The sequence below is a fragment of the Bradyrhizobium sp. INPA03-11B genome, from assembly GCF_040446015.1.
In the GTDB taxonomy this organism is placed as follows: domain Bacteria; phylum Pseudomonadota; class Alphaproteobacteria; order Rhizobiales; family Xanthobacteraceae; genus Bradyrhizobium; species Bradyrhizobium macuxiense_A.
The window spans coordinates 1-17522 of record NZ_JASGSR010000022.1 but is presented as its reverse complement, the minus strand read 5'-3'; the positions used below and the strand labels follow the sequence as shown (position 1 = coordinate 17522).

At 64.8% G+C, this 17522-nt stretch carries 17 protein-coding genes and 1 pseudogene; 7 read left to right on the top strand and 11 right to left on the bottom strand.

Annotated features, from left to right (window positions below; all coding sequences use genetic code 11):
* Window positions 1–4: 4 nt before the first annotated feature.
* The 8 genes from nuoF to QMZ05_RS11580 all read right to left on the bottom strand — a co-directional run bounded on the left by nuoF (window position 5) and on the right by QMZ05_RS11580 (window position 5714).
* Window positions 5–1330 (bottom strand): NADH-quinone oxidoreductase subunit NuoF, encoded by a 1326-nt coding sequence (gene nuoF / locus QMZ05_RS11615; RefSeq protein WP_353700873.1) that lies wholly within the window; start codon window positions 1328–1330, stop codon window positions 5–7.
* A gap of 19 nt (window positions 1331–1349) precedes the next feature.
* Window positions 1350–1562, bottom strand: a complete 213-nt coding sequence (locus QMZ05_RS11610) for a hypothetical protein (RefSeq protein WP_353700872.1) — start codon at window positions 1560–1562, stop codon at window positions 1350–1352.
* Window positions 1562–2173, bottom strand: coding sequence for an NADH-quinone oxidoreductase subunit NuoE (gene nuoE, locus QMZ05_RS11605; protein ID WP_016847752.1), 612 nt, complete (start codon window positions 2171–2173; stop codon window positions 1562–1564). Before nuoE ends, QMZ05_RS11610 begins: the two co-directional genes overlap by 1 nt.
* A gap of 43 nt (window positions 2174–2216) precedes the next feature.
* Complete coding sequence (locus QMZ05_RS11600; RefSeq protein ID WP_353700871.1) at window positions 2217–3413, bottom strand: NADH-quinone oxidoreductase subunit D; 1197 nt, start codon at window positions 3411–3413, stop codon at window positions 2217–2219.
* Window positions 3410–4027: an NADH-quinone oxidoreductase subunit C gene (locus QMZ05_RS11595; protein WP_279706306.1), complete on the bottom strand. Its 618-nt coding sequence runs from the start codon at window positions 4025–4027 to the stop codon at window positions 3410–3412. Before QMZ05_RS11595 ends, QMZ05_RS11600 begins: the two co-directional genes overlap by 4 nt.
* A 10-nt stretch (window positions 4028–4037) precedes the next feature.
* Window positions 4038–4622, bottom strand: coding sequence for an NADH-quinone oxidoreductase subunit B (locus QMZ05_RS11590; RefSeq protein ID WP_279706670.1), 585 nt, complete (start codon window positions 4620–4622; stop codon window positions 4038–4040).
* On the bottom strand, window positions 4619–4984 hold the full coding sequence (locus QMZ05_RS11585) for an NADH-quinone oxidoreductase subunit A (RefSeq protein ID WP_018271860.1): 366 nt from the start codon (window positions 4982–4984) through the stop codon (window positions 4619–4621). The genes QMZ05_RS11590 and QMZ05_RS11585 overlap by 4 nt, the downstream gene beginning before the upstream one ends.
* Before the next feature lie 214 nt (window positions 4985–5198).
* Window positions 5199–5714: a MarR family transcriptional regulator gene (locus QMZ05_RS11580; RefSeq protein ID WP_353700870.1), complete on the bottom strand. Its 516-nt coding sequence runs from the start codon at window positions 5712–5714 to the stop codon at window positions 5199–5201.
* A 132-nt stretch (window positions 5715–5846) separates the two neighbouring features.
* On the opposite strand from QMZ05_RS11580, the gene QMZ05_RS11575 reads away from it, so the two are divergent.
* Both QMZ05_RS11575 and QMZ05_RS11570 read left to right on the top strand, forming a co-directional pair.
* Window positions 5847–7037: an aromatic ring-hydroxylating dioxygenase subunit alpha gene (locus QMZ05_RS11575; protein ID WP_353700869.1), complete on the top strand. Its 1191-nt coding sequence runs from the start codon at window positions 5847–5849 to the stop codon at window positions 7035–7037.
* Window positions 7038–7078: 41 nt separating this feature from the next.
* Window positions 7079–8362 (top strand): MFS transporter, encoded by a 1284-nt coding sequence (locus QMZ05_RS11570; RefSeq protein WP_353700868.1) that lies wholly within the window; start codon window positions 7079–7081, stop codon window positions 8360–8362.
* On the opposite strand, the gene QMZ05_RS11565 is transcribed toward QMZ05_RS11570, so the two are convergent.
* The 3 genes from QMZ05_RS11565 to QMZ05_RS11555 all read right to left on the bottom strand — a co-directional run bounded on the left by QMZ05_RS11565 (window position 8359) and on the right by QMZ05_RS11555 (window position 15006).
* Window positions 8359–9177, bottom strand: a complete 819-nt coding sequence (locus QMZ05_RS11565) for an alpha/beta hydrolase (RefSeq protein ID WP_353700867.1) — start codon at window positions 9175–9177, stop codon at window positions 8359–8361. The two genes, QMZ05_RS11570 and QMZ05_RS11565, sit on opposite strands and share 4 nt — an antisense overlap.
* Before the next feature lie 134 nt (window positions 9178–9311).
* The gene (locus QMZ05_RS11560; protein WP_353700866.1) at window positions 9312–13634 is read right to left on the bottom strand and encodes an autotransporter domain-containing protein; all 4323 of its coding nucleotides are present in this window, start codon (window positions 13632–13634) and stop codon (window positions 9312–9314) included.
* A 349-nt stretch (window positions 13635–13983) separates the two neighbouring features.
* Complete coding sequence (locus QMZ05_RS11555) at window positions 13984–15006, bottom strand: TRAP transporter substrate-binding protein (RefSeq protein WP_353700865.1); 1023 nt, start codon at window positions 15004–15006, stop codon at window positions 13984–13986.
* Window positions 15007–15196: 190 nt separating this feature from the next.
* Between QMZ05_RS11555 and QMZ05_RS11550 the strand changes: the two genes are divergently transcribed.
* From QMZ05_RS11550 to QMZ05_RS11530, 5 genes and pseudogenes are all read left to right on the top strand, one after another.
* A complete protein-coding gene (locus QMZ05_RS11550; protein ID WP_021079164.1) occupies window positions 15197–15400 on the top strand; it encodes a hypothetical protein in 204 nt (67 codons plus the stop codon).
* Between the two features lie 188 nt (window positions 15401–15588).
* Window positions 15589–16242 (top strand): haloacid dehalogenase-like hydrolase, encoded by a 654-nt coding sequence (locus QMZ05_RS11545; RefSeq protein ID WP_353700864.1) that lies wholly within the window; start codon window positions 15589–15591, stop codon window positions 16240–16242.
* An 87-nt stretch (window positions 16243–16329) separates the two neighbouring features.
* Window positions 16330–16530 carry a hypothetical protein gene (locus tag QMZ05_RS11540; protein WP_353700863.1) on the top strand — a complete coding sequence of 67 codons (201 nt, stop codon included), beginning with the start codon at window positions 16330–16332 and terminating at the stop codon, window positions 16528–16530.
* A 14-nt stretch (window positions 16531–16544) separates the two neighbouring features.
* Complete coding sequence (locus tag QMZ05_RS11535; protein WP_050425266.1) at window positions 16545–16736, top strand: hypothetical protein; 192 nt, start codon at window positions 16545–16547, stop codon at window positions 16734–16736.
* A 170-nt stretch (window positions 16737–16906) separates the two neighbouring features.
* A pseudogene (locus QMZ05_RS11530) lies at window positions 16907–17522 on the top strand (hypothetical protein); the annotation flags it as partial.

The following is a 17522-nucleotide window of genomic DNA, read 5'->3' as shown; positions in this document are numbered from 1 at the left end:
TTCTCTACTCCGCCGCGACCATTTGGACGGGATCACGAACGCCCTGATCGTCGAGATCGGCCTTGTGCGAATACTGATCGATGCGCTCTTCGATCTCGTGACGGAAGTGCGCAATCAGACCCTGGATCGGCCACGCCGCGGCGTCGCCGAGCGCGCAGATCGTGTGACCCTCGACCTGCTTGGTGACCTCGAGCAGCATGTCGATCTCGCGCTTGTGGGCGCGGCCGTCGGCCATGCGGGTCAGCACGCGCCACATCCACCCCGTGCCCTCGCGGCACGGCGTGCACTGGCCGCAACTCTCGTGCTTGTAGAAATAGGAAATGCGCGCGATCGCCCGGATCAAATCGGTCGACTTGTCCATCACGATCACGGCCGCGGTGCCGAGGCCCGAGCGCAGCTTGCTCAAGCTGTCGAAATCCATCGGCGTGTCGATGATCTGCTCGGCCGGCACCATGCGCACCGACGAGCCGCCGGGGATCACGGCCTTCAGATTGCCCCAGCCGCCGCGAATGCCGCCGCAATGCTTCTCGATCAGCTCGCGGAACGGAATCCCCATCGCCTCTTCGACGTTGCAGGGCCGCTCGACGTGACCGGAGATGCAGAACAGTTTTGTGCCGACATTGTTCGGCCGGCCGATGGCGGCGAACCAGGCGGCGCCGCGGCGCAGGATGTCGGGCGCGACCGCGATCGACTCGACGTTGTTGACGGTGGTCGGGCAGCCATAGAGGCCGACATTGGCGGGGAACGGCGGCTTCAGCCGCGGCTGGCCCTTCTTGCCTTCGAGGCTCTCGAGCAGCGCGGTTTCCTCGCCGCAGATATAGGCGCCGGCGCCGTGCGCGACATAGATGTCGAACGGCCAGCCGTTGATGTTGTCCTTGCCGACCAGCTTGGCCTCATAGGCCTGGTCGATCGCGGCCTGCAGGCGTTCGCGCTCGCGGATGAACTCGCCGCGGATATAAACGTAACAGGCATGCGCGCCCATCGCGAAGCTCGCGAGCAGGCAGCCCTCGACCAAAAGATGCGGATCGTGCCGCATGATCTCGCGGTCCTTGCAGGTGCCGGGCTCGGACTCGTCCGCATTGACGACGAGATAGCTCGGACGGCCGTCCTTGGACTCCTTCGGCATGAAGGACCACTTCATGCCGGTCGGGAAACCCGCACCGCCGCGGCCGCGCAGGCCCGAGGCCTTCATCTCGTTGATGATCCAGTCGCGGCCCTTGTCGATGATCCCCTTGGTGCCATCCCAGGCGCCTCGGCGGCGCGCGCCCTCGAGGCCCCAATCATGGAGGCCGTAGAGGTTCTTGAAGATGCGGTCCTTGTCGTCGAGCATGCTCAAAACTTTCCGAACATCACCGATTGGCTTGCGAATAAGCGAGCCCGGCGGCGCAGCCGCCGAACACGATGGCCCACAACAGGCTGGATTCCAGCGTTGCGCTGAGGCCGTAACGTTGCAGCAGGAACATGAAGCCGGCCGCGACGGCGGTATGCAGCGCAATCGTGCGCCAGGCCTTCATCGCAGCGCCCCTCCCCGTCCCCTCTGCCTGCACCCGATAGCCCCGCATCAGGTGGTTTCCTTCAGCGTCGTCGGCCCGCCTGCGGGCGCCGAGAACTGACGGTCGATCTGCGGGCCCGGCTTCGGCGGATTACCGGCGGCAAAGCCGTCGAGCACCTTGCCGAAGCTTTCCTTGGTCAGGTCCTCATAGGTGTCCTTCCAGATCAGCACCATCGGCGCGTTCACGCAGGCGCCGAGGCACTCGACTTCTTCCCAGGAGAAGTTGCCGTCCTTCGACAGTTGGAAGGGATCGTGATGGATGCGATGCTGGCAGACCTCGATCAGGTCGGCGGCGCCGCGCAGCCGGCATGGCGTGGTACCGCAGACCTGCACATGAGCTTTCTTGCCGACCGGCGAGAGCTGGAACATGGTGTAGAAGGTCGCGATCTCCAGCATGCGGATATGCGGCATCTCGAGCAGATCGGCAACGGCGCGGATCGCCGCTTCCGAGACCCAGCCGTCATGCTGCTCCTGCACGCGCCACAGGATCGCGATCGCGGCCGAAGCCTGGCGGCCCGGCGGATATTTCTCGATCTGCTTCTTGGCCCAGGCCAGATTCTCGTCCGTGAACGTGAAGCTCGCGGGCTGCAATTCCTTCGGGGCAAGGCGGCGGACGGACATCGATCAAACTCTCAATTAGCGCGCGGTGCGGATGCGGACATCATCACCGGTCGACCTCGCCGAACACGATGTCCAGCGAGCCAAGGATGGCGGAAACGTCGGCCAGCAAATGGCCCTTACAGATGTGATCCATCGCCTGCAGATGGGCGAAGCCCGGCGCGCGGATCTTGCACTTGTAGGGTTTGTTGGTGCCGTCGGCGACGAGATAGACGCCGAACTCGCCCTTCGGCGCCTCGACCGCGGCATAGACTTCGCCGGCCGGCACATGGACGCCTTCGGTGTAAAGCTTGAAATGATGGATCAGCGCTTCCATCGAGCGCTTCATCTCACCGCGCCGCGGCGGCGCGATCTTGTTGTCCTCGACCACGACCGGGCCCTGCCCGTCGGCTGCTTTGAGCTTCTGCACGCACTGCTTCATGATGCGCACCGACTGGCGCATCTCTTCCATGCGGATCAGATAGCGGTCGTAGCAGTCGCCGTTCTTGCCGATCGGAATGTCGAAATCCATCTCGGCGTAGCACTCGTAGGGCTGCGACTTGCGCAGGTCCCAGGCCGCGCCCGAGCCGCGCACCATCACGCCGGAGAAGCCCCACTCCCAGGCTTCCTTCAGCGGCACCACGCCGATGTCGACGTTGCGCTGCTTGAAGATGCGGTTGCCGGTCAGCAGCCGATCGAGGTCGTCGACCACCTTGAGGAACGGATCGCACCACACTTCGATGTCGTCGATCAGCTTCGGCGGCAGGTCCTGGTGTACGCCGCCGACGCGGAAGAACGCCGCGTGCATGCGCGAGCCCGAGGCGCGCTCGTAGAACACCATCAGCTTCTCGCGCTCTTCGAAGCCCCACAGCGGCGGGGTCAGCGCGCCGACGTCCATCGCCTGCGTGGTGACGTTGAGCAGATGCGACAGGATGCGGCCGATCTCGCAATACAGCACGCGGATCAGCTGGCCGCGACGCGGCACGGTGATGCCGAGCAGCTTTTCCGCCGCGAGGCAGAACGCGTGCTCCTGGTTCATCGGCGCGACGTAATCGAGCCGGTCGAAATACGGGATCGCCTGCAGATAGGTCTTGTGCTCGATCAGCTTCTCGGTGCCGCGGTGAAGCAGGCCGATATGCGGATCGACGCGCTCGACGACTTCGCCGTCGAGCTCGAGCACGAGGCGAAGCACGCCGTGCGCTGCCGGATGCTGCGGACCGAAATTGATGGTGAAGTTACGCAGATTTTGCGGTTGCTCGTTCATGGCTTCGGCTCCGCCTTGGCCTTCTCGTCACCGGGCAGCGGATAGTCCGCGCCTTCCCAGGGCGAAAGGAAATCGAACTTGCGGAATTCCTGGTTGAGCCGGACCGGCTCGTACAGCACCCGCTTCTCCTGGTCGTCGTAGCGAACCTCGACGAAGCCGGTGAGCGGGAAATCCTTGCGCAGCGGATGGCCGTCGAAACCGTAATCCGTCAGCAGGCGGCGCATGTCGGGATGGCCGGTGAAGATCACGCCATATAGGTCGTAGGTCTCGCGCTCGAACCAGTCGGCGCCCGGGAAGATGCCGATGATCGACGGCACCTGCGTGGTCTCGTCGGCCTGCCCGCGCACACGAATGCGCGTGTTCAGCGTTGGCGACAGCAGATGGTAGACCACGTCGAAGCGCTTCTCGCGGCTCGGATAGTCGACCGCAGTCACGTCGGTGATGTTGACGAAACGGCAGTTCGGATCGTCACGCAGAAAAGTGACGACGTCCACGATTCTGCCAATCTCGACGTCGATAGTGAGTTGATCGAACGCGACCGAGTGCGCCGTGGCGGCGCCCGGAAGCGCGCTCACGATCGTCTGCCCAAGGGCGTCGAGCTTGCCGTCGTCCATGCCTGAAACCTTAGCGTTCGATGGTGCCGATACGGCGAATCTTCTTCTGCAGCAGCAGCACGCCGTAAAGCAGCGCTTCCGCCGTGGGCGGGCAGCCCGGCACGTAGATGTCGATCGGCACGATGCGGTCGCAGCCACGCACCACCGAGTAGGAGTAGTGGTAGTAGCCGCCACCATTGGCGCAGGAGCCCATCGAGATGACGTAGCGCGGCTCCGGCATCTGGTCGTAGACCTTGCGCAGCGCGGGCGCCATCTTGTTGGTCAGCGTGCCCGCGACGATCATCACGTCGGACTGCCGCGGCGACGCGCGCGGCGCGAAGCCGAAGCGCTCGACGTCGTAGCGCGGCATCGAGACCTGCATCATCTCGACCGCGCAGCAGGCGAGACCGAAAGTCATCCACATCAGCGAGCCGGTGCGCGCCCAGGTGATCAGGTCATCGGCCGCGGCGACGAAGAAGCCCTTGTCGGACAGCTCGTGATTGACCTCGAGGAAAAACGGATCATTGGCGCCAACCGGCTTGCCGGTCGACGGATCGAGAATGCCCTTCGGAGCCTGCGCTATCGCCGGCTGCGAGTTTGCGGCGGTGGGGCTCAATCCCATTCGAGCGCGCCTTTCTTCCATTCATACGCGAACCCGACCGTCAGCACGGCCAGGAACACCATCATCGACCAGAAGCCGGTGGCACCGAGCTTTCCGAACGCCACCGCCCAGGGGAACAGGAACGCCACTTCGAGATCGAAGATGATGAAGAGGATCGCCACCAGGTAGAAGCGGACGTCGAACTTCATGCGGGCGTCGTCAAAAGCGTTGAATCCGCATTCATAGGCGGAGAGCTTTTCCGGGTCCGGCGACTGGAACGCGACCAGGAACGGCGCGATCAGGAGCGCCAGACCGATCAGGCTCGCGACTCCGATAAAGACCACAAGTGGGAGATAATTCTGCAGGATGCCGGTCATCGGCGAGGCCTTCTTGCTGCGGTTTCGGACGTGCCGCAGATTCGTTGATTGGAATTGTTCTTGAGGCTTTAGCGCAGCGCAACAGGGGGCGCAAGACAAGCTATTTTGACGCTTTTACCGTCGATCCCGTGGGCTCTTTGCCGCATCGGGCGGATGCGCTTGCCTCAATTGGCAACGCCACGGCGGCCATTCGGTGCCCTGCGCGCATCCCATATCAGCCCAGCTCCCGCTCGGCGGCGAGCATCTCGGCGGCGGTTCTGGTGAGCCGGTCAATATGTCCAAGCAGCAGCTCAAGTTCCCGTGGATCAAGCTGTTCCAGCAGACGCCGGTTTCGCTCCTGCGCGCCGGCCACAATAGCGTCATGGGCGGCGAGCCCGGCCCTGGTGAGGGAGACCAGGGTTTCCCGGTTGTCACGCGGGTTGGCGGCCTTGGCCACCAGCTTGCGCGCGACGAGTTCGGCAAGCGCCCGACTGATCTGCCCCTTGTCCATGCCGACGCCTTCGGCCAGCCGCACCACGCTCATCGGCGGCCGCCGGCCGAGCGAGGCGACCAGGCCGAACTCGACCGAGGACAGACCGGTGAGGCGCTTGTAGCGCAGCAGCGCCCCGCGCCTGAGCAGGTTCGCCAGCACCATCAGCCGCGACGACATCATCGCGGTGATCGGCGCGAGTTCCGCATCGACAACCGCCTCCGGCGGCAAGGCCTTCACAGTCCTGAGCTTCTCCGTCATCGCCAACCTCTGCCAACAAAGCCGGTCGCTGCCAAGCTAGACGATATCGTTGACAATGTCATCGATCTATCGTTGACTTCATCAACGACAACGCAACCGCAGGCGACTGACCGGCGGCGGGAGGAGACATAGATGACGATCACCCAGCGGGACCGCGATCTCGGCACGGCCTATGCGATGAAGCCGTCCACCACCCGGACCGAGCTCACCTTGGTCGTGCGCGGCACGCCGATGGGCGAGCTGCTGCGCCGCTATTGGCACCCGGTCGGCCTCACCAATGACGCCACCGATATCCCCAGGAAAGTCCGTGCGCTCGGTGAGGACCTGATCCTCTTCCGCGACAAACATGGCCGGGTCGGCCTGCTGCATGCGCGCTGCTGCCATCGCGGCACCACGCTCTATTATGGCAAGGTCGAGGACGACGGCATCCGCTGCTGCTATCACGGCTGGAAGTTCGACACCGAGGGCCGTTGCCTCGAACAACCCTGCGAGCCCGAAGGCGGCCTGTTCAAGGACAAGGTGCGCCAGCCCTGGTATCCGGTGCAGGAGCGCTACGGCCTGATCTTCGCCTATATGGGCCCGGCCGATAAGAAGCCTGTGCTGCCGCGCTACGAGTGCCTGGAGAATATGGACGACGGCGAGTTCGTCGAGGCCGACGATTCCTCGATCGGCGGCGGCGGCCCGGCCGTGATCCCCTGCAACTGGCTGCAGCATTTCGAGAACGTTGCCGATCCCTACCACGTGCCGGTGCTGCACGGCTCGTTCTCGGGGCCGCAATTCACCACCATGATGGCCTCGATGCCCGAGGTGAAGTTCGAGATGTCGCCGCGCGGCGTCGCGGTGCGCTCGATCCGCAGGCAGGACGACGGCAAGGTGTTCTATCGCGTCACCGAGGCCGCCCTCCCCACGCTCCGCGTGGTGCCCAATCCACGTGTTGCGCAATTCGCCCGTGTCGAATCGATCGGCTGGACCTTGCCGATCGACGACACCTCGTTCCGGATCTATGTCGCCGGCCGGGTCAAGAACGCAGGCGACATCGGCCGCATGCGCTCGAAGTTCAACGGCAAGTTCTGGTGGGACATGACCGAGCACGAGCACCAGCAATTCCCCGGCGACTACGAGGCGCAGGTCGGCCAGGGTCCGGTGACCATCCATTCCGAAGAGCATTTCGGCCAGAGCGACCGCGGCATCCTGATGGTGCGCCGGATGCTCTCTGACCAGCTCGAGGCCATGGCCGCCGGCGGCGACCCGATCGGCGTGTCGTTCGACGCTGACGCCAAGCCGATCGAATTCGAAGCGGGGAACTATATCCGCGAGGCCTGAGGCCCGCGCAGAAAAACAAAAGGAAATCGGGGGAGGAAGTCATGGTCGATGTCGCACCGCAGGCGGCCGCGCCAGCGCAGGTCGCAGCCGCGCGCCGCTACTACGTGCTCGCGCTGCTCACCATCATCTACGCCCTCAACTTCCTCGACCGCACGATCTTCAACGTGCTGATCGAGCCCATCAAGAAGGAGTTCGCGCTCAGCGACACCACGATGGGCCTTTTGGCCGGGTTCGGCTTCGTGCTGTTCTACTCGCTGCTCGGCATTCCCATCGCGCGGATGGCCGATCGCCTGAACCGCCGCAACATCGTCGCGATCGCCTTTGCGTTCTGGAGCGCGATGACGTATCTCTGCGGTATGGCCTCCAGCGTCACGACGCTGGCACTGGCGCGGGTCGGCGTCGGTATCGGGGAGTCCGCGGGCACGCCGGCCTCGCAATCGATGATCGCCGATCTCTTCGACAAGAACGAGCGTCCGCGCGCACTCGGCATCTACGCGATCGGCACCTATCTCGGCGTCTTCCTCGGCTATTTCATCGGCGGCTATGTCAACCAGCACTATGGCTGGCGGATGGCGTTCTTCACCGCCGGCCTGCCCGGCATCGCGCTCGCCGCTGCGTTGTGGCTGACGATCTCCGAACCCAAACGCGGCGCGATGGCCGAGACCTTCAAGGCCGAGCCGATCGGGCCGACGCTCAGCTTCCTGATATCGCAGCCGAGCTTCGTCATCGTGCTGATCGGGTTTTGTCTGACGACCTACACCAACTACGCCACCGCGGTGTGGATCCCGCCGTTCCTGGCGCGCATCCATCATCTCAGCAGCGCCGAGATCGGCACCTATGCCGGCACCTTCAAGGGTCTTGCCGGCATGGCGGGCACGCTGATCGGCGGCCTCGTGGTGGCGCAGATCGGCCGCCGCGACGACCGCTGGAAACTGTGGGCACCTGCGATCATGTCCGGGCTCGCCGGCCCCGTCTTCGCGCTCTGCATGCTGACGCCAAGCTTCACGCTGATGGTCGCGACGCTGGCGCTGACCTCGTTCATGGTCGGCTTCCATCTCGGCCCGATCTTCGCGATCGCGCAGACGGTCGCAAAGCCCAGCATGCGCGCGCTGGCGTCGGCGATCGTGCTGCTCACCGCCACCTGCTTCGGCCAGGGCGTCGCTCCCCTCGCCGTCGGCATGATCAACGACGCCCTCAAGGGCGCCTACGGCGTTGATGCGGTTCGCTACTCGCTGCTGTCGGCGGCCGTGACGACGACGCTCGGCGCGGTGCTGTTCGTCTGGGCGGCACGCTGGATACGATCGGATATTGCCCGCGCCAGTTAAGCACCCATGAAGGCGAACAGATCGGCCATCAGGCGCGCGCTGTGCGTCAGCGGCAGAGCGTGCGGCGCGCCTTCATAGACGGCGAGCCTGCTGCCCTTGATCAGCCTGGCTGTCTTGGCTCCGGTCAGTTCCAGTGGCGCGCTGGCATCCTTGTCGCCATGCACGATCAACGTCGGGCGATCGATCCCTTTGGCCGCGGCGCGCAGATCGGCAAAGGAGATGGTCTTGCGGCAGGCCAACGTCACCGGCAGCGGCACGCTCAGCATCATCTCCCTGATCCAGGCCCGCGTGATCTCTGATGTGTCGGGCACGAAGAACGGCGCCTCGTTCTCGCTCATCCATTTCGGGAAGTCCTGCGCAATCGCGGCATTCTGCGCATCGACCATCGCCCGCGGCACCGCGTCCGGATTGTCCTCGGTCTGGACCAGATACGGCGTGGTCGGCGCCACCAGCACCAGCCGCGCGATGCGCTCGGCGCCGTGACGCGCCAGATAGTTCACCGCCTCGATCGATCCCATCGAATGCGCGACGATCGTGACGTCACGGAGATCGTGCTGCTCGATCACGGCAGCGACATCGTCGGTCAGCGTGTCGAGATCGTATCCCGTCATCGGCATATCGGAGCGGCCATGGCCGCGCCGGTCCGGCGCGACGCAGCGATAACCCCTGGCATTCAGCGCCACGATCTGGCTGCCCCAGACGCTGGAATTGAACGTCCAGGCCGCGAGGAACAACACCGGCTTGCCCGTGCCCCAATCCTGCACGAACAGTTTCGTGCCATCCTTGGCGGTCGCATGAAGCAGTTGGCTAGCCATGATCTATCTCCCTGTGCGGATCGATCGGCGCCATCGCCGCCGATGCACTGACCATCGCAAAGGGAGATCGCGCGCGCGATTACGCCTCAGGTAATCCCGCGCGTGATGTCAGGCTGTCCGAAGCGGAAACGATCTCACCACTGATACCGCACCACGCCCTTGCCGGCGTAGCTCGAGGTGACGTTGGAGAACTCGCCTTCGAACGTCGCCGAAGCCGACCAGCCGTTTCGCCAGTTCATCTCGAGCGAGGCCGTGGTCAGCGCGGAATCGCTGGCCTGCGCCGCGCCGTTGACGACGAAGCTGGTGCCGGGCAGCGCCTGGAAGGTCGCTGCAGCCAACCGGTTGGGATTGTAGTCGTGCGCCCAGGCAAACCGCGTGCGCAGCGTCAGGATGCCGTCCTGCACAGGGAAGGACTTGTCGGTGCGGAGGCCGAGTTCGCTGCGCGGGTCGGTCACGCTCCGGCCGGCATAGCTCAGTGCGAAGTTTGGCAGACCCGAGATCACCCGCTCGGCATAGGCCGGCAGTTCGAAGCTCGTGAACTGGCCCGCGGCATATAGCGTGATGCCGACGCCGCCGATCCACGGCGCAACGAAACGGTAGCCGCCCTCGAGCCGCCCCGACCAGGCGTTGGCATTGAACTCGGCGCGGAGCTGATCAATGCCGGCGGCGCTGACCGTGCGATTGGTGGTGATGTCCTGCCAGCCATAGGCGAGCGCGGCCGAGAGATAGGCTGGACCTTCGCTGTGGCGGAGATAGCCGCCGGCCTGGAACAGATCGGATCGGCCGCTGCCACTGCCCAAGACGGAGAAATTCGTGCCACCGCCGGCGATGGCAAAGCCAGCAATGGTGTTCGGTGAGAACAGGTAGTCGGCGCCGACCGCGGTGCCATAGACGCTGCTGGTCGTGTTGTTCGATCCGACAATGGCGTTGCCGCTGGTCGATTGCGAACCGCCGAAGCCCGCCGCCCAGACGTTCCAGCGCTGCACGAACGGAACCGGCGGCGCCTTGGTGAACATCGCGAACGCATCGGTCTTTTTCGTTGCGGCATAGGCGCTCGCCTCGCCCTCCTCCGCATAGCCCGGTGCACCCGGCATCGGACCCGCCCCGCCCCCGCGATTCATGAAGGGATCGGTGAGCAGTCCCATGAACAGGTTCATGGCATCGAACGTCGTTTGCTGCGAGCCGGTCGCGAGTTCGCCGGAGGCCTGCGTCAGGTCCGCCGGAGCGAGCGTGCCGAACGCCGTCTGAATCCCGCCGGTCGTGTTGAAGTAGTTGACCAGCGTGTTGGCGACGTTTTGCTGGTTGATGGACAGGCCAGCGCCGAAATTGGGCGGTGGCGCGAAGCCCAGCGTCAGATTGAGATAGGCGTGGGTGGCGTCGTAGCTCAGCGTGTCGCTGAAGTTTTGTGGCAGGTTCGTATTGGCGATGTTGGATGCGAAGGTGCCGGATATGCCGCCCGCCGCAGTCAGGATCGTATACTGCCTGGAGATGTAGCTGCCGTTGGCGAACACTGCATTGACGGTCGCGCCGCCAAGCGTTGCGTTCGCATTGATACTGGTCGATGACGCAGCGGTCGGCGTCACGTGCACCTGATAGATCGCGCCGGATTGGAAGGCGAGACTGCCGCCGATCGTCAGTGTGCCGGTCGGGTCTGCAGCACTGCCGGGCGCGAGCGTGCCGCCGCTCATGATGGTGGTGGGTGCCGGAATGACGAACCCCCTCGTGGGAGCCGACGCACCGACGATCGGGCGCAACGCCACAAAATTCGAGCCACCGCTGATGAGCACCCCTCCGAGGTTGCCGTCTGACGTGCCGTGAAAACCGCCAGTGAAGACGAGTCCAGAACCGACGGTGCCGGTGCCGCTCAAGGTGCCGCCGGAATTGACCGTCACTTTCGACGAGCTGGCGATCGAGCCGTCCACTTCCAGCGTGCCGCCAGTGACGGTGGTGGCGCCGGTGTAGGTGTTGATGCCGGTCAGTATCTCCTTGCCGCCGGTGATCGCCACACCGCCGCCCGCGCCGCCGTCCCTGATGGTGCCCGCAAAGGTTCCGTTGGCATTGGTGAAGGTCAGCGTATTGGCACCGAGGTTCACGGCGCCGAAGATGCTGGTCCCGGAAAGACTGTTGATCGAGACGTCGCCACCCGCGCGCGATATATCGAACATGCCGTCGTTGATCACGGCCTTCGAAGACGCGATGCTGCCGCCGCTGATCAGGTCGAGCTCGCCGCCGCCGTTGATCGTGGTCAGTCCCGTATAGGTGTTGACGCCGCCGAAGATCGCCAGGGCGCCATATGCGACCGCCACATTGCCGCCGGTGCCGCCACCAATGCCCCCATCCTGGATGACGCCGTTGTAGCGGCCCACAACGCTGGTGATGGTCAGCGTCTTGGCGCCGAGGGACACGACGCTGTGGCCGGTCGGGTCAGACAGGCCTCTGACGCTGGCACCGTTGTTGGTCTGCGAAATATCGAACGTGCCGATCCCCGCGCCCGGAGCGAATGCAACAGCGAACGAATTGACGATCGAGCCGTTTCCCTTGAGCGCCAGCGTCGCGCCGGAATCGATCTGGGTAATGCCGAGGTAGCCATTGACACCGGACAGGGTCTGCTTTCCTCCCGCGATCTCGAGGCCGTCCGTGGGGACCGAGCCGTTGATCGTGCCGGAAAATTCCGTCGAACCGGCGGTGATCACCAATATGTTGCTGCCGAGGACGACCGATCCATCGCCCGCGAGCGTCGTGATCCTGTTGGGCAAGGGCAACGACGCCGAAATATCGAATGTGCCATTGACCGTCACGACGCTCGAATTCGAGATGCTGCCGAACGTCGACAGCGCGAGCGTTGCGCCGGAATTGATCGTCGTTGCGCCGGAATAATTCTCGGCCGTCGTCAGCGTCAGCGCACCGCCGCTCCCGGAGTTCGCGACCGTCACGCCGCCCGTGCCGGCAAGCGCCGTGGCGAGCGTCACGGCATTGCCGTTATAGTCGAACGTCGTACCGCCAGAGCCGATCGCATTCAGCTTGCCCGAGATGTCGGCTGTATTGCCGCTCGCCCATTGCAGGCCGCCGCCGTTGAGCGTGATGTTGCCCGAGCCGAAATTGCTCGCGGCGTTGAAGTTCATCAGGCCGCCGCTCACGGTCGTACCGCCCGAGTAAGTATTCGCAGCCGTCAGCGTCAGCGTGCCGGCGCCGGTCTTGGCGAGGCCCCAACTGCCGGCAGTGGCACCGGTGCCGCCGCTGCCGGTCTGGTCGGCGATGACATCGGAGACGGTCTGGTTCTGCCCAGCCGCCGGATTGAAGGTCAGCGTCCCGTTACCCTGCAGGAACATACCCGCGCCGAAGGCTGAGCCATTGCCAGCACCGACGCCGCCAGTCCCGCCGCTGACGCTGCTGCCGTTGACGGTGAAGGCTCCGGCGACAGTGAGCGTTCCGCCGCCCTGGACGAAGACCGCGCCGCCCGCGCCGAGCCCGCCGCCGGCGCCGCCTTGGGAATCGTTGCCGCCATTGCCGGCGCCGAAGCCGCCGATATTCCCGCAAGAGCCGCCGTCATTGCCGCTGGAGCCGCCGCCACCGCCACCGAAGCCGCCCTTCCCCGCACTGAGATAGCAGCGCACACTCCCGCCGCCGCCGCCGAACCCGCCATCGCCGCCTGAGGTGTTGAGGCTGCCGCCGCCACCACCACCGAAGCCGCCAACACCGCCGCCGCCGCTCAGGCCTGAGGTAGGGGTTGCAGCGCCGCCACCGATTCCACCGCCGCCGCCTGAGGAGTTTGAGCCCGCGCCCAAGGCGCCGCCGCCGCCACCGCCTCCGCTGGCGCCCCCCGTGCCCGCCGTGGCGCCGCTAAAAGAGTCGGTGATACCGGCGCCGCCGCCAGCAGCGCCGACGGCGATGCCGGCAGCGCCATTGCCACCCGCGGTGCTAGCCGCGCCGGCGCCGCCATCGGCGCCCACGCCAATTCCGCCGCCGCCGCCAGCACCATTATTGCCGCCATTGCCACCATTGCCGCCGAGGCCGCCACCACCGCCGCCGCCACCGCCCGCGCCGTAGTTGCCGCCGTTACCGCCAATGGCGCGGTTGCTGGCGAGCGAAACATTGCTCACCGTGACGTTGGCCCCGCTGGCAACGAACAGCGCGCCACCAGCGCCCATGCCGCCGCCGCCGCCGCCATCGAGCCCGCTACCGCCATTGCCGCCCTTGGCTACGGCGTTCTGAATCGTCAGATTGTTGACCGCAACGGTGCCCGAGTAGACGAACAGCCCGCGCTGCACGCCGCCGCCGTCGAGCGTGAAGTTGCCGCCGTTGATCGTGACGGTGCTGCTCGAATTGATGATGGGCAGCGTCGTCCCGCTGGTCAGCGTGATGTTCTGCGTGATGTTGAGCGTGAAGCTGGTGCCCGGATTGTTATCGATCGTCGTCAACGCCGTGACGAGGCTCGCACCATCGCTGGCATTCAGCACCGTTTGGGCGTGTGCGGCGGTCCCGCACCCGACGAGCAGAGCAAGGGTTACCGCGACCCGTTGTAGACGGGGAAAACGGAAGCGTTCCACAACATGCACGCGCATGGCATTCCAACTCGGGCCGCGCGCCGGCGCGGCCACTGAAAATCTCAGCGTGAGGTTGTATCCCCTGAGACATCCTGCCGCATGACAAAAAGCAAAAATGGAACCGAAAGCGCGCCGGTGTGCCTTCTGCGCCACAAGGGATGTCCGAACGTTTTCTCGCAGGCTTTGCCAAGCGGACTATGCCGATCGCACATCGCATTGCTCGCGCGATCGGCCGTTGCATTGCTGCTGGCGAATTGCGCCGTTACGTCAGCTTGCCGGTATATTTCTCCAGCGCCGCCCAGGCGTCCGCGCCATAGGTCTTCTGCCATTGTGTGTAGAAGCCGGCTTTGACCAGCGCGGCCCTGAACTGCACGGGATCGGGCTTGTTGAACGTCATGCCCTTTTCGGTCAGCTCGGCCTGCAACGAGCGGTCCATCTCGACAAGGTCTGACCGCTCCTTCACCGCCGCCGCGTCGAATGCGGCATTGATGATCTCGAGCAGATCAGGCGGCAGGCCCGCCATCGCGCGGCGGTTGCCGAGGATCCAGTAGCCGCTCCAGCAATGGTTCGACAGCGCGCAGTATTTCTGCACCTCGTAGAGCTTTCCAGTCGAGACCTGCGCCAGCGGATTCTCCTGCCCTTCGACGATGTGGGTCTGCAATGCCGAATAGAGCTCGCTGTAGGAGATGCTCGACGGCAGCGCGCCGAGCCCCGAGAACAGCGAGGTCAGCAATGCCGTCACCGGTACGCGGATCTTGAAGCCCTTGAGATCGTCGACGCTGTTGAGCTGCCGGCTCGACGACGAGGTGATCTGGCGGAAGCCGTTGTCCCAGACCTTCTTCAGCGGCACGACGCCGGTCTTGGTGATCGCCTCGCGGACGAGGTCGCCGACGCCGCCGTCCATCGCCGCCCAGACCTGGTCGTAGGACTGGAAGGCGAAGCCGATGCTGGGCAGACCGGACAGCGGCACCAGCGTCGACAGCGTCATACTGGGTGCAGCCAATAACTCGATACCGCCGGCCCGGACCTGCGACAGCATCTCCGGATCGCCGCCGAGCTGGCTGTTGGCGAACACGGTGATGTTGAGCCGGCCGGACGATTGCGTGCCGACCAGCTTGGCCGCCTCGGCCAGACGGATTGTTAGCGGATGGGTTTCCGGAGTGTTGACGCCGAGCTTGAAGTCGAACTCGGCCGCGGCAAGGACCGGCTCACCAAACATCGTGGCGGCCACCGCCACCGTGCCGGTACCAAGCACCCGACGGCGGGTCACATTCGTTGTTTTCATTATTGTTTTTCTCCCGAGCGCATCCCGCGCCTGGGGTCAGTTTCGGCTCTCCGCCTGTGTGACGCAAGGCACGGTGAAACCAATCGGCCCGTGGCACGAAACCATTTCAAGGAACTCACGAAACGATCCGGAAACAGATCGGGCTTACCAGTAGCTGCCATAGACGGCGCATAGACGCCCGGAGGCGACCATGAACCACTCGATCCATTCAGCTGATCGCGCGACCCACCTCAAGATCGTGGTGGTTGCCCTCGTTGCGGCCATCGGGGTTGCGGCGTTCGGCATTTCGGCGCGGAACAATGCGGATTTCACCCAGACCGCCCAGACCAACCAGGTCATCAAGGCCGGCAAGCCGGTGGCGATCACCTCCTCGGGCACCTCGACGGTCCGCTAGGATTTTTCAGGCTTCGGCAGACAAAACGGCCGCCCTCGGGCGGCCATTTTGTTGGGCGTGATCGTCTCGAGCTCCGGTCACGACGCTGTGGCCTTTGCCGCCCAGTTCGGCTACCGCGATTGCTGGACCACCGAGACCGGGGCGCGCGATCGACGTGCGCAGGGTCGCAAACCGGCCGGGCGTCGCGAATGACTGAGCCTCGCATCGCAGGCGACATATTTGCAGAACCGCAGGACAATCCCCGCACCGGTGGAACGTCCACCCTGCTCGGGCTGCCGACTTCGCTGCCATTGGTGCTCGACCTCGACGGCACCCTGATCAGGGGCGACCTGCTCTATCTCAGCTTCTTCTCGATCCTGCGGCGCAATCCGCTGATCGTCGTTGCATGCGCCGCCTGGCTGACGCGCGGACGCGCGGCGTTGAAGCACCAGCTTGCACGGCGCCAGTGCATCGACTGGAGCCGGATCGAACTGCAGCAGGACGTCGTCGCACTGGCCGAGCGCGAGAAGGCCGCCGGCCGCCGCGTCGTGCTGGCGACCGCGGCCGACGCGCTGCTCGCGAACCAACTTGCATCGCGACTGCCCTGGCTCGACGACGTGCTCGCCTCCGACGGCGCGCACAATCTCAAGGGCCCCAACAAGGCCGGCCTGCTGCTGAAGCGCTTTCCCGGGGGCTTCATCTATGCCGGCGACAGCGCATCCGACCTCGCGGTCTGGGCCCACGCCGCCGGAATCATCACCGTCAATGCGCGCGAGGCGCTGCGTGCCGCGGTATCCGCGCTCGGCAGGCCGACGCTGCATCTGCCGGATCGCGGCCGCGGCGAAATCTTAACCGCGTCCTAACACGGTCGTTCGATTGCGATCCGCTCCGCGACCCCAGTCTTAAAAACTGTTCCGTAAGGTGCTCGTCAACAGAGGCGCGGGCCCACCATGAATTTGCAGCAGCAAGTAATTTCCACCGGCTTCAAGATCACCTGCACCGATTGCGGCAGCCTGGCGATCAAGGTGGCCGATCCGGCGCACGCTTCCGGCGACACCATCATCGAATGCCGCCGCTGCAACGCCGTACGCGGCACGGTGGCGGACCTTCACACCCTGGCGCGGCGCGGCCGCGACCTGTTCGAATTCTAACCCCGGCCCTGCCGATGCTGTCAGATCCGAGCGCGACCATGCAGAGCGACATTCCCCTGGATACGGTCTGGTCGATCCTCGAGGCCGCCAACGAATTGGGCGATACCCACACGGTCGACGCCTGCCGCCGCATCATCGACGCGAATTTGCGTGGCGACACGCCTGGACAATCCGACCTGAACGCGGTTGCCGCATTCTTTGCCTGATCAGGGCAGCCTGTTGCCGATTGCGCGTTCAATGCGGCGCCGCGGTGACCGATCGCACAACGGAAATATTACAATACAGACTGCAACGTCGCTCAACGTTGCTTGACTTGATTCGACCGAGGCTGGCTGGCTAGCTGTCGCACAGCTCTCGAATCGAACGGGCCGATGCAATGACGCGCGATGACCTGGTTGTCGGGGGCACGATCCTCGGGTTCTTCGCCGTCAGCACCGCCTCGCTGATCGCCTGCGGGCACGCGTTCCCGGCGATGCATGTCTGGCGATCCGGCATCACCGCCGAGGCCATCCTCGGCACCGCGATCATGGTCATCTTCATCCCGGCGTTCGCCGCGGGACGATTCAGCTTCGGTTATCTGGTGAGCTTCTCGCTGCTGTCCGCCGTGTTCGGCTTCGTCTGGCTCAGCTTCTTCAGCGCGTTCGACTACCCGCACGCGATCGCCCGCTGGGCCATGATCGCCGCGCTGGCCGCCGCGATGATCCCGCTGATGTTCCAGGACATGCCGGTCTGGCGGCCCGACCTGTCGGAAGCGGCCATCAAACGCGTGGCGCTGCTGCTGCTGGCGTCGTCCTTCGCCGTGCTGATCTCCGACATCTGCTACGGGGTCAACCTCGGCAATCCCTATGGCACAGCCCGCAACGCCATCGCGCGGCCGGCTCTGTTGAATTATCTCACCGGGATCATGATAGGAGCGGTGCTGCCCTATCTGTTTGCGCATTTCGCATCGCGGAGGCAATGGTTGCAGGCCGCCTGCGTATTGCTGTTCGCGC

What these genes read in the sequence shown, in the direction of transcription:
- QMZ05_RS11540 (WP_353700863.1), top strand. Translation starts at nt 16,330, where the DNA reads ATGAATTTGCAGCAGCAAGTAATTTCCACCGGCTTCAAGATCACCTGC.
- QMZ05_RS11580 (WP_353700870.1), bottom strand. Translation starts at nt 5,714, where the DNA reads ATGACGGAGAAGCTCAGGACTGTGAAGGCCTTGCCGCCGGAGGCGGTT.
- QMZ05_RS11610 (WP_353700872.1), bottom strand. Translation starts at nt 1,562, where the DNA reads ATGCGGGGCTATCGGGTGCAGGCAGAGGGGACGGGGAGGGGCGCTGCG.
- QMZ05_RS11575 (WP_353700869.1), top strand. Translation starts at nt 5,847, where the DNA reads ATGACGATCACCCAGCGGGACCGCGATCTCGGCACGGCCTATGCGATG.
- QMZ05_RS11565 (WP_353700867.1), bottom strand. Translation starts at nt 9,177, where the DNA reads ATGGCTAGCCAACTGCTTCATGCGACCGCCAAGGATGGCACGAAACTG.
- QMZ05_RS11570 (WP_353700868.1), top strand. Translation starts at nt 7,079, where the DNA reads ATGGTCGATGTCGCACCGCAGGCGGCCGCGCCAGCGCAGGTCGCAGCC.
- QMZ05_RS11555 (WP_353700865.1), bottom strand. Translation starts at nt 15,006, where the DNA reads ATGAAAACAACGAATGTGACCCGCCGTCGGGTGCTTGGTACCGGCACG.
- QMZ05_RS11545 (WP_353700864.1), top strand. Translation starts at nt 15,589, where the DNA reads ATGACTGAGCCTCGCATCGCAGGCGACATATTTGCAGAACCGCAGGAC.
- QMZ05_RS11585 (WP_018271860.1), bottom strand. Translation starts at nt 4,984, where the DNA reads ATGACCGGCATCCTGCAGAATTATCTCCCACTTGTGGTCTTTATCGGA.
- nuoE (WP_016847752.1), bottom strand. Translation starts at nt 2,173, where the DNA reads ATGTCCGTCCGCCGCCTTGCCCCGAAGGAATTGCAGCCCGCGAGCTTC.
- QMZ05_RS11550 (WP_021079164.1), top strand. Translation starts at nt 15,197, where the DNA reads ATGAACCACTCGATCCATTCAGCTGATCGCGCGACCCACCTCAAGATC.
- QMZ05_RS11595 (WP_279706306.1), bottom strand. Translation starts at nt 4,027, where the DNA reads ATGGACGACGGCAAGCTCGACGCCCTTGGGCAGACGATCGTGAGCGCG.
- QMZ05_RS11600 (WP_353700871.1), bottom strand. Translation starts at nt 3,413, where the DNA reads ATGAACGAGCAACCGCAAAATCTGCGTAACTTCACCATCAATTTCGGT.
- nuoF (WP_353700873.1), bottom strand. Translation starts at nt 1,330, where the DNA reads ATGCTCGACGACAAGGACCGCATCTTCAAGAACCTCTACGGCCTCCAT.
- QMZ05_RS11535 (WP_050425266.1), top strand. Translation starts at nt 16,545, where the DNA reads ATGCTGTCAGATCCGAGCGCGACCATGCAGAGCGACATTCCCCTGGAT.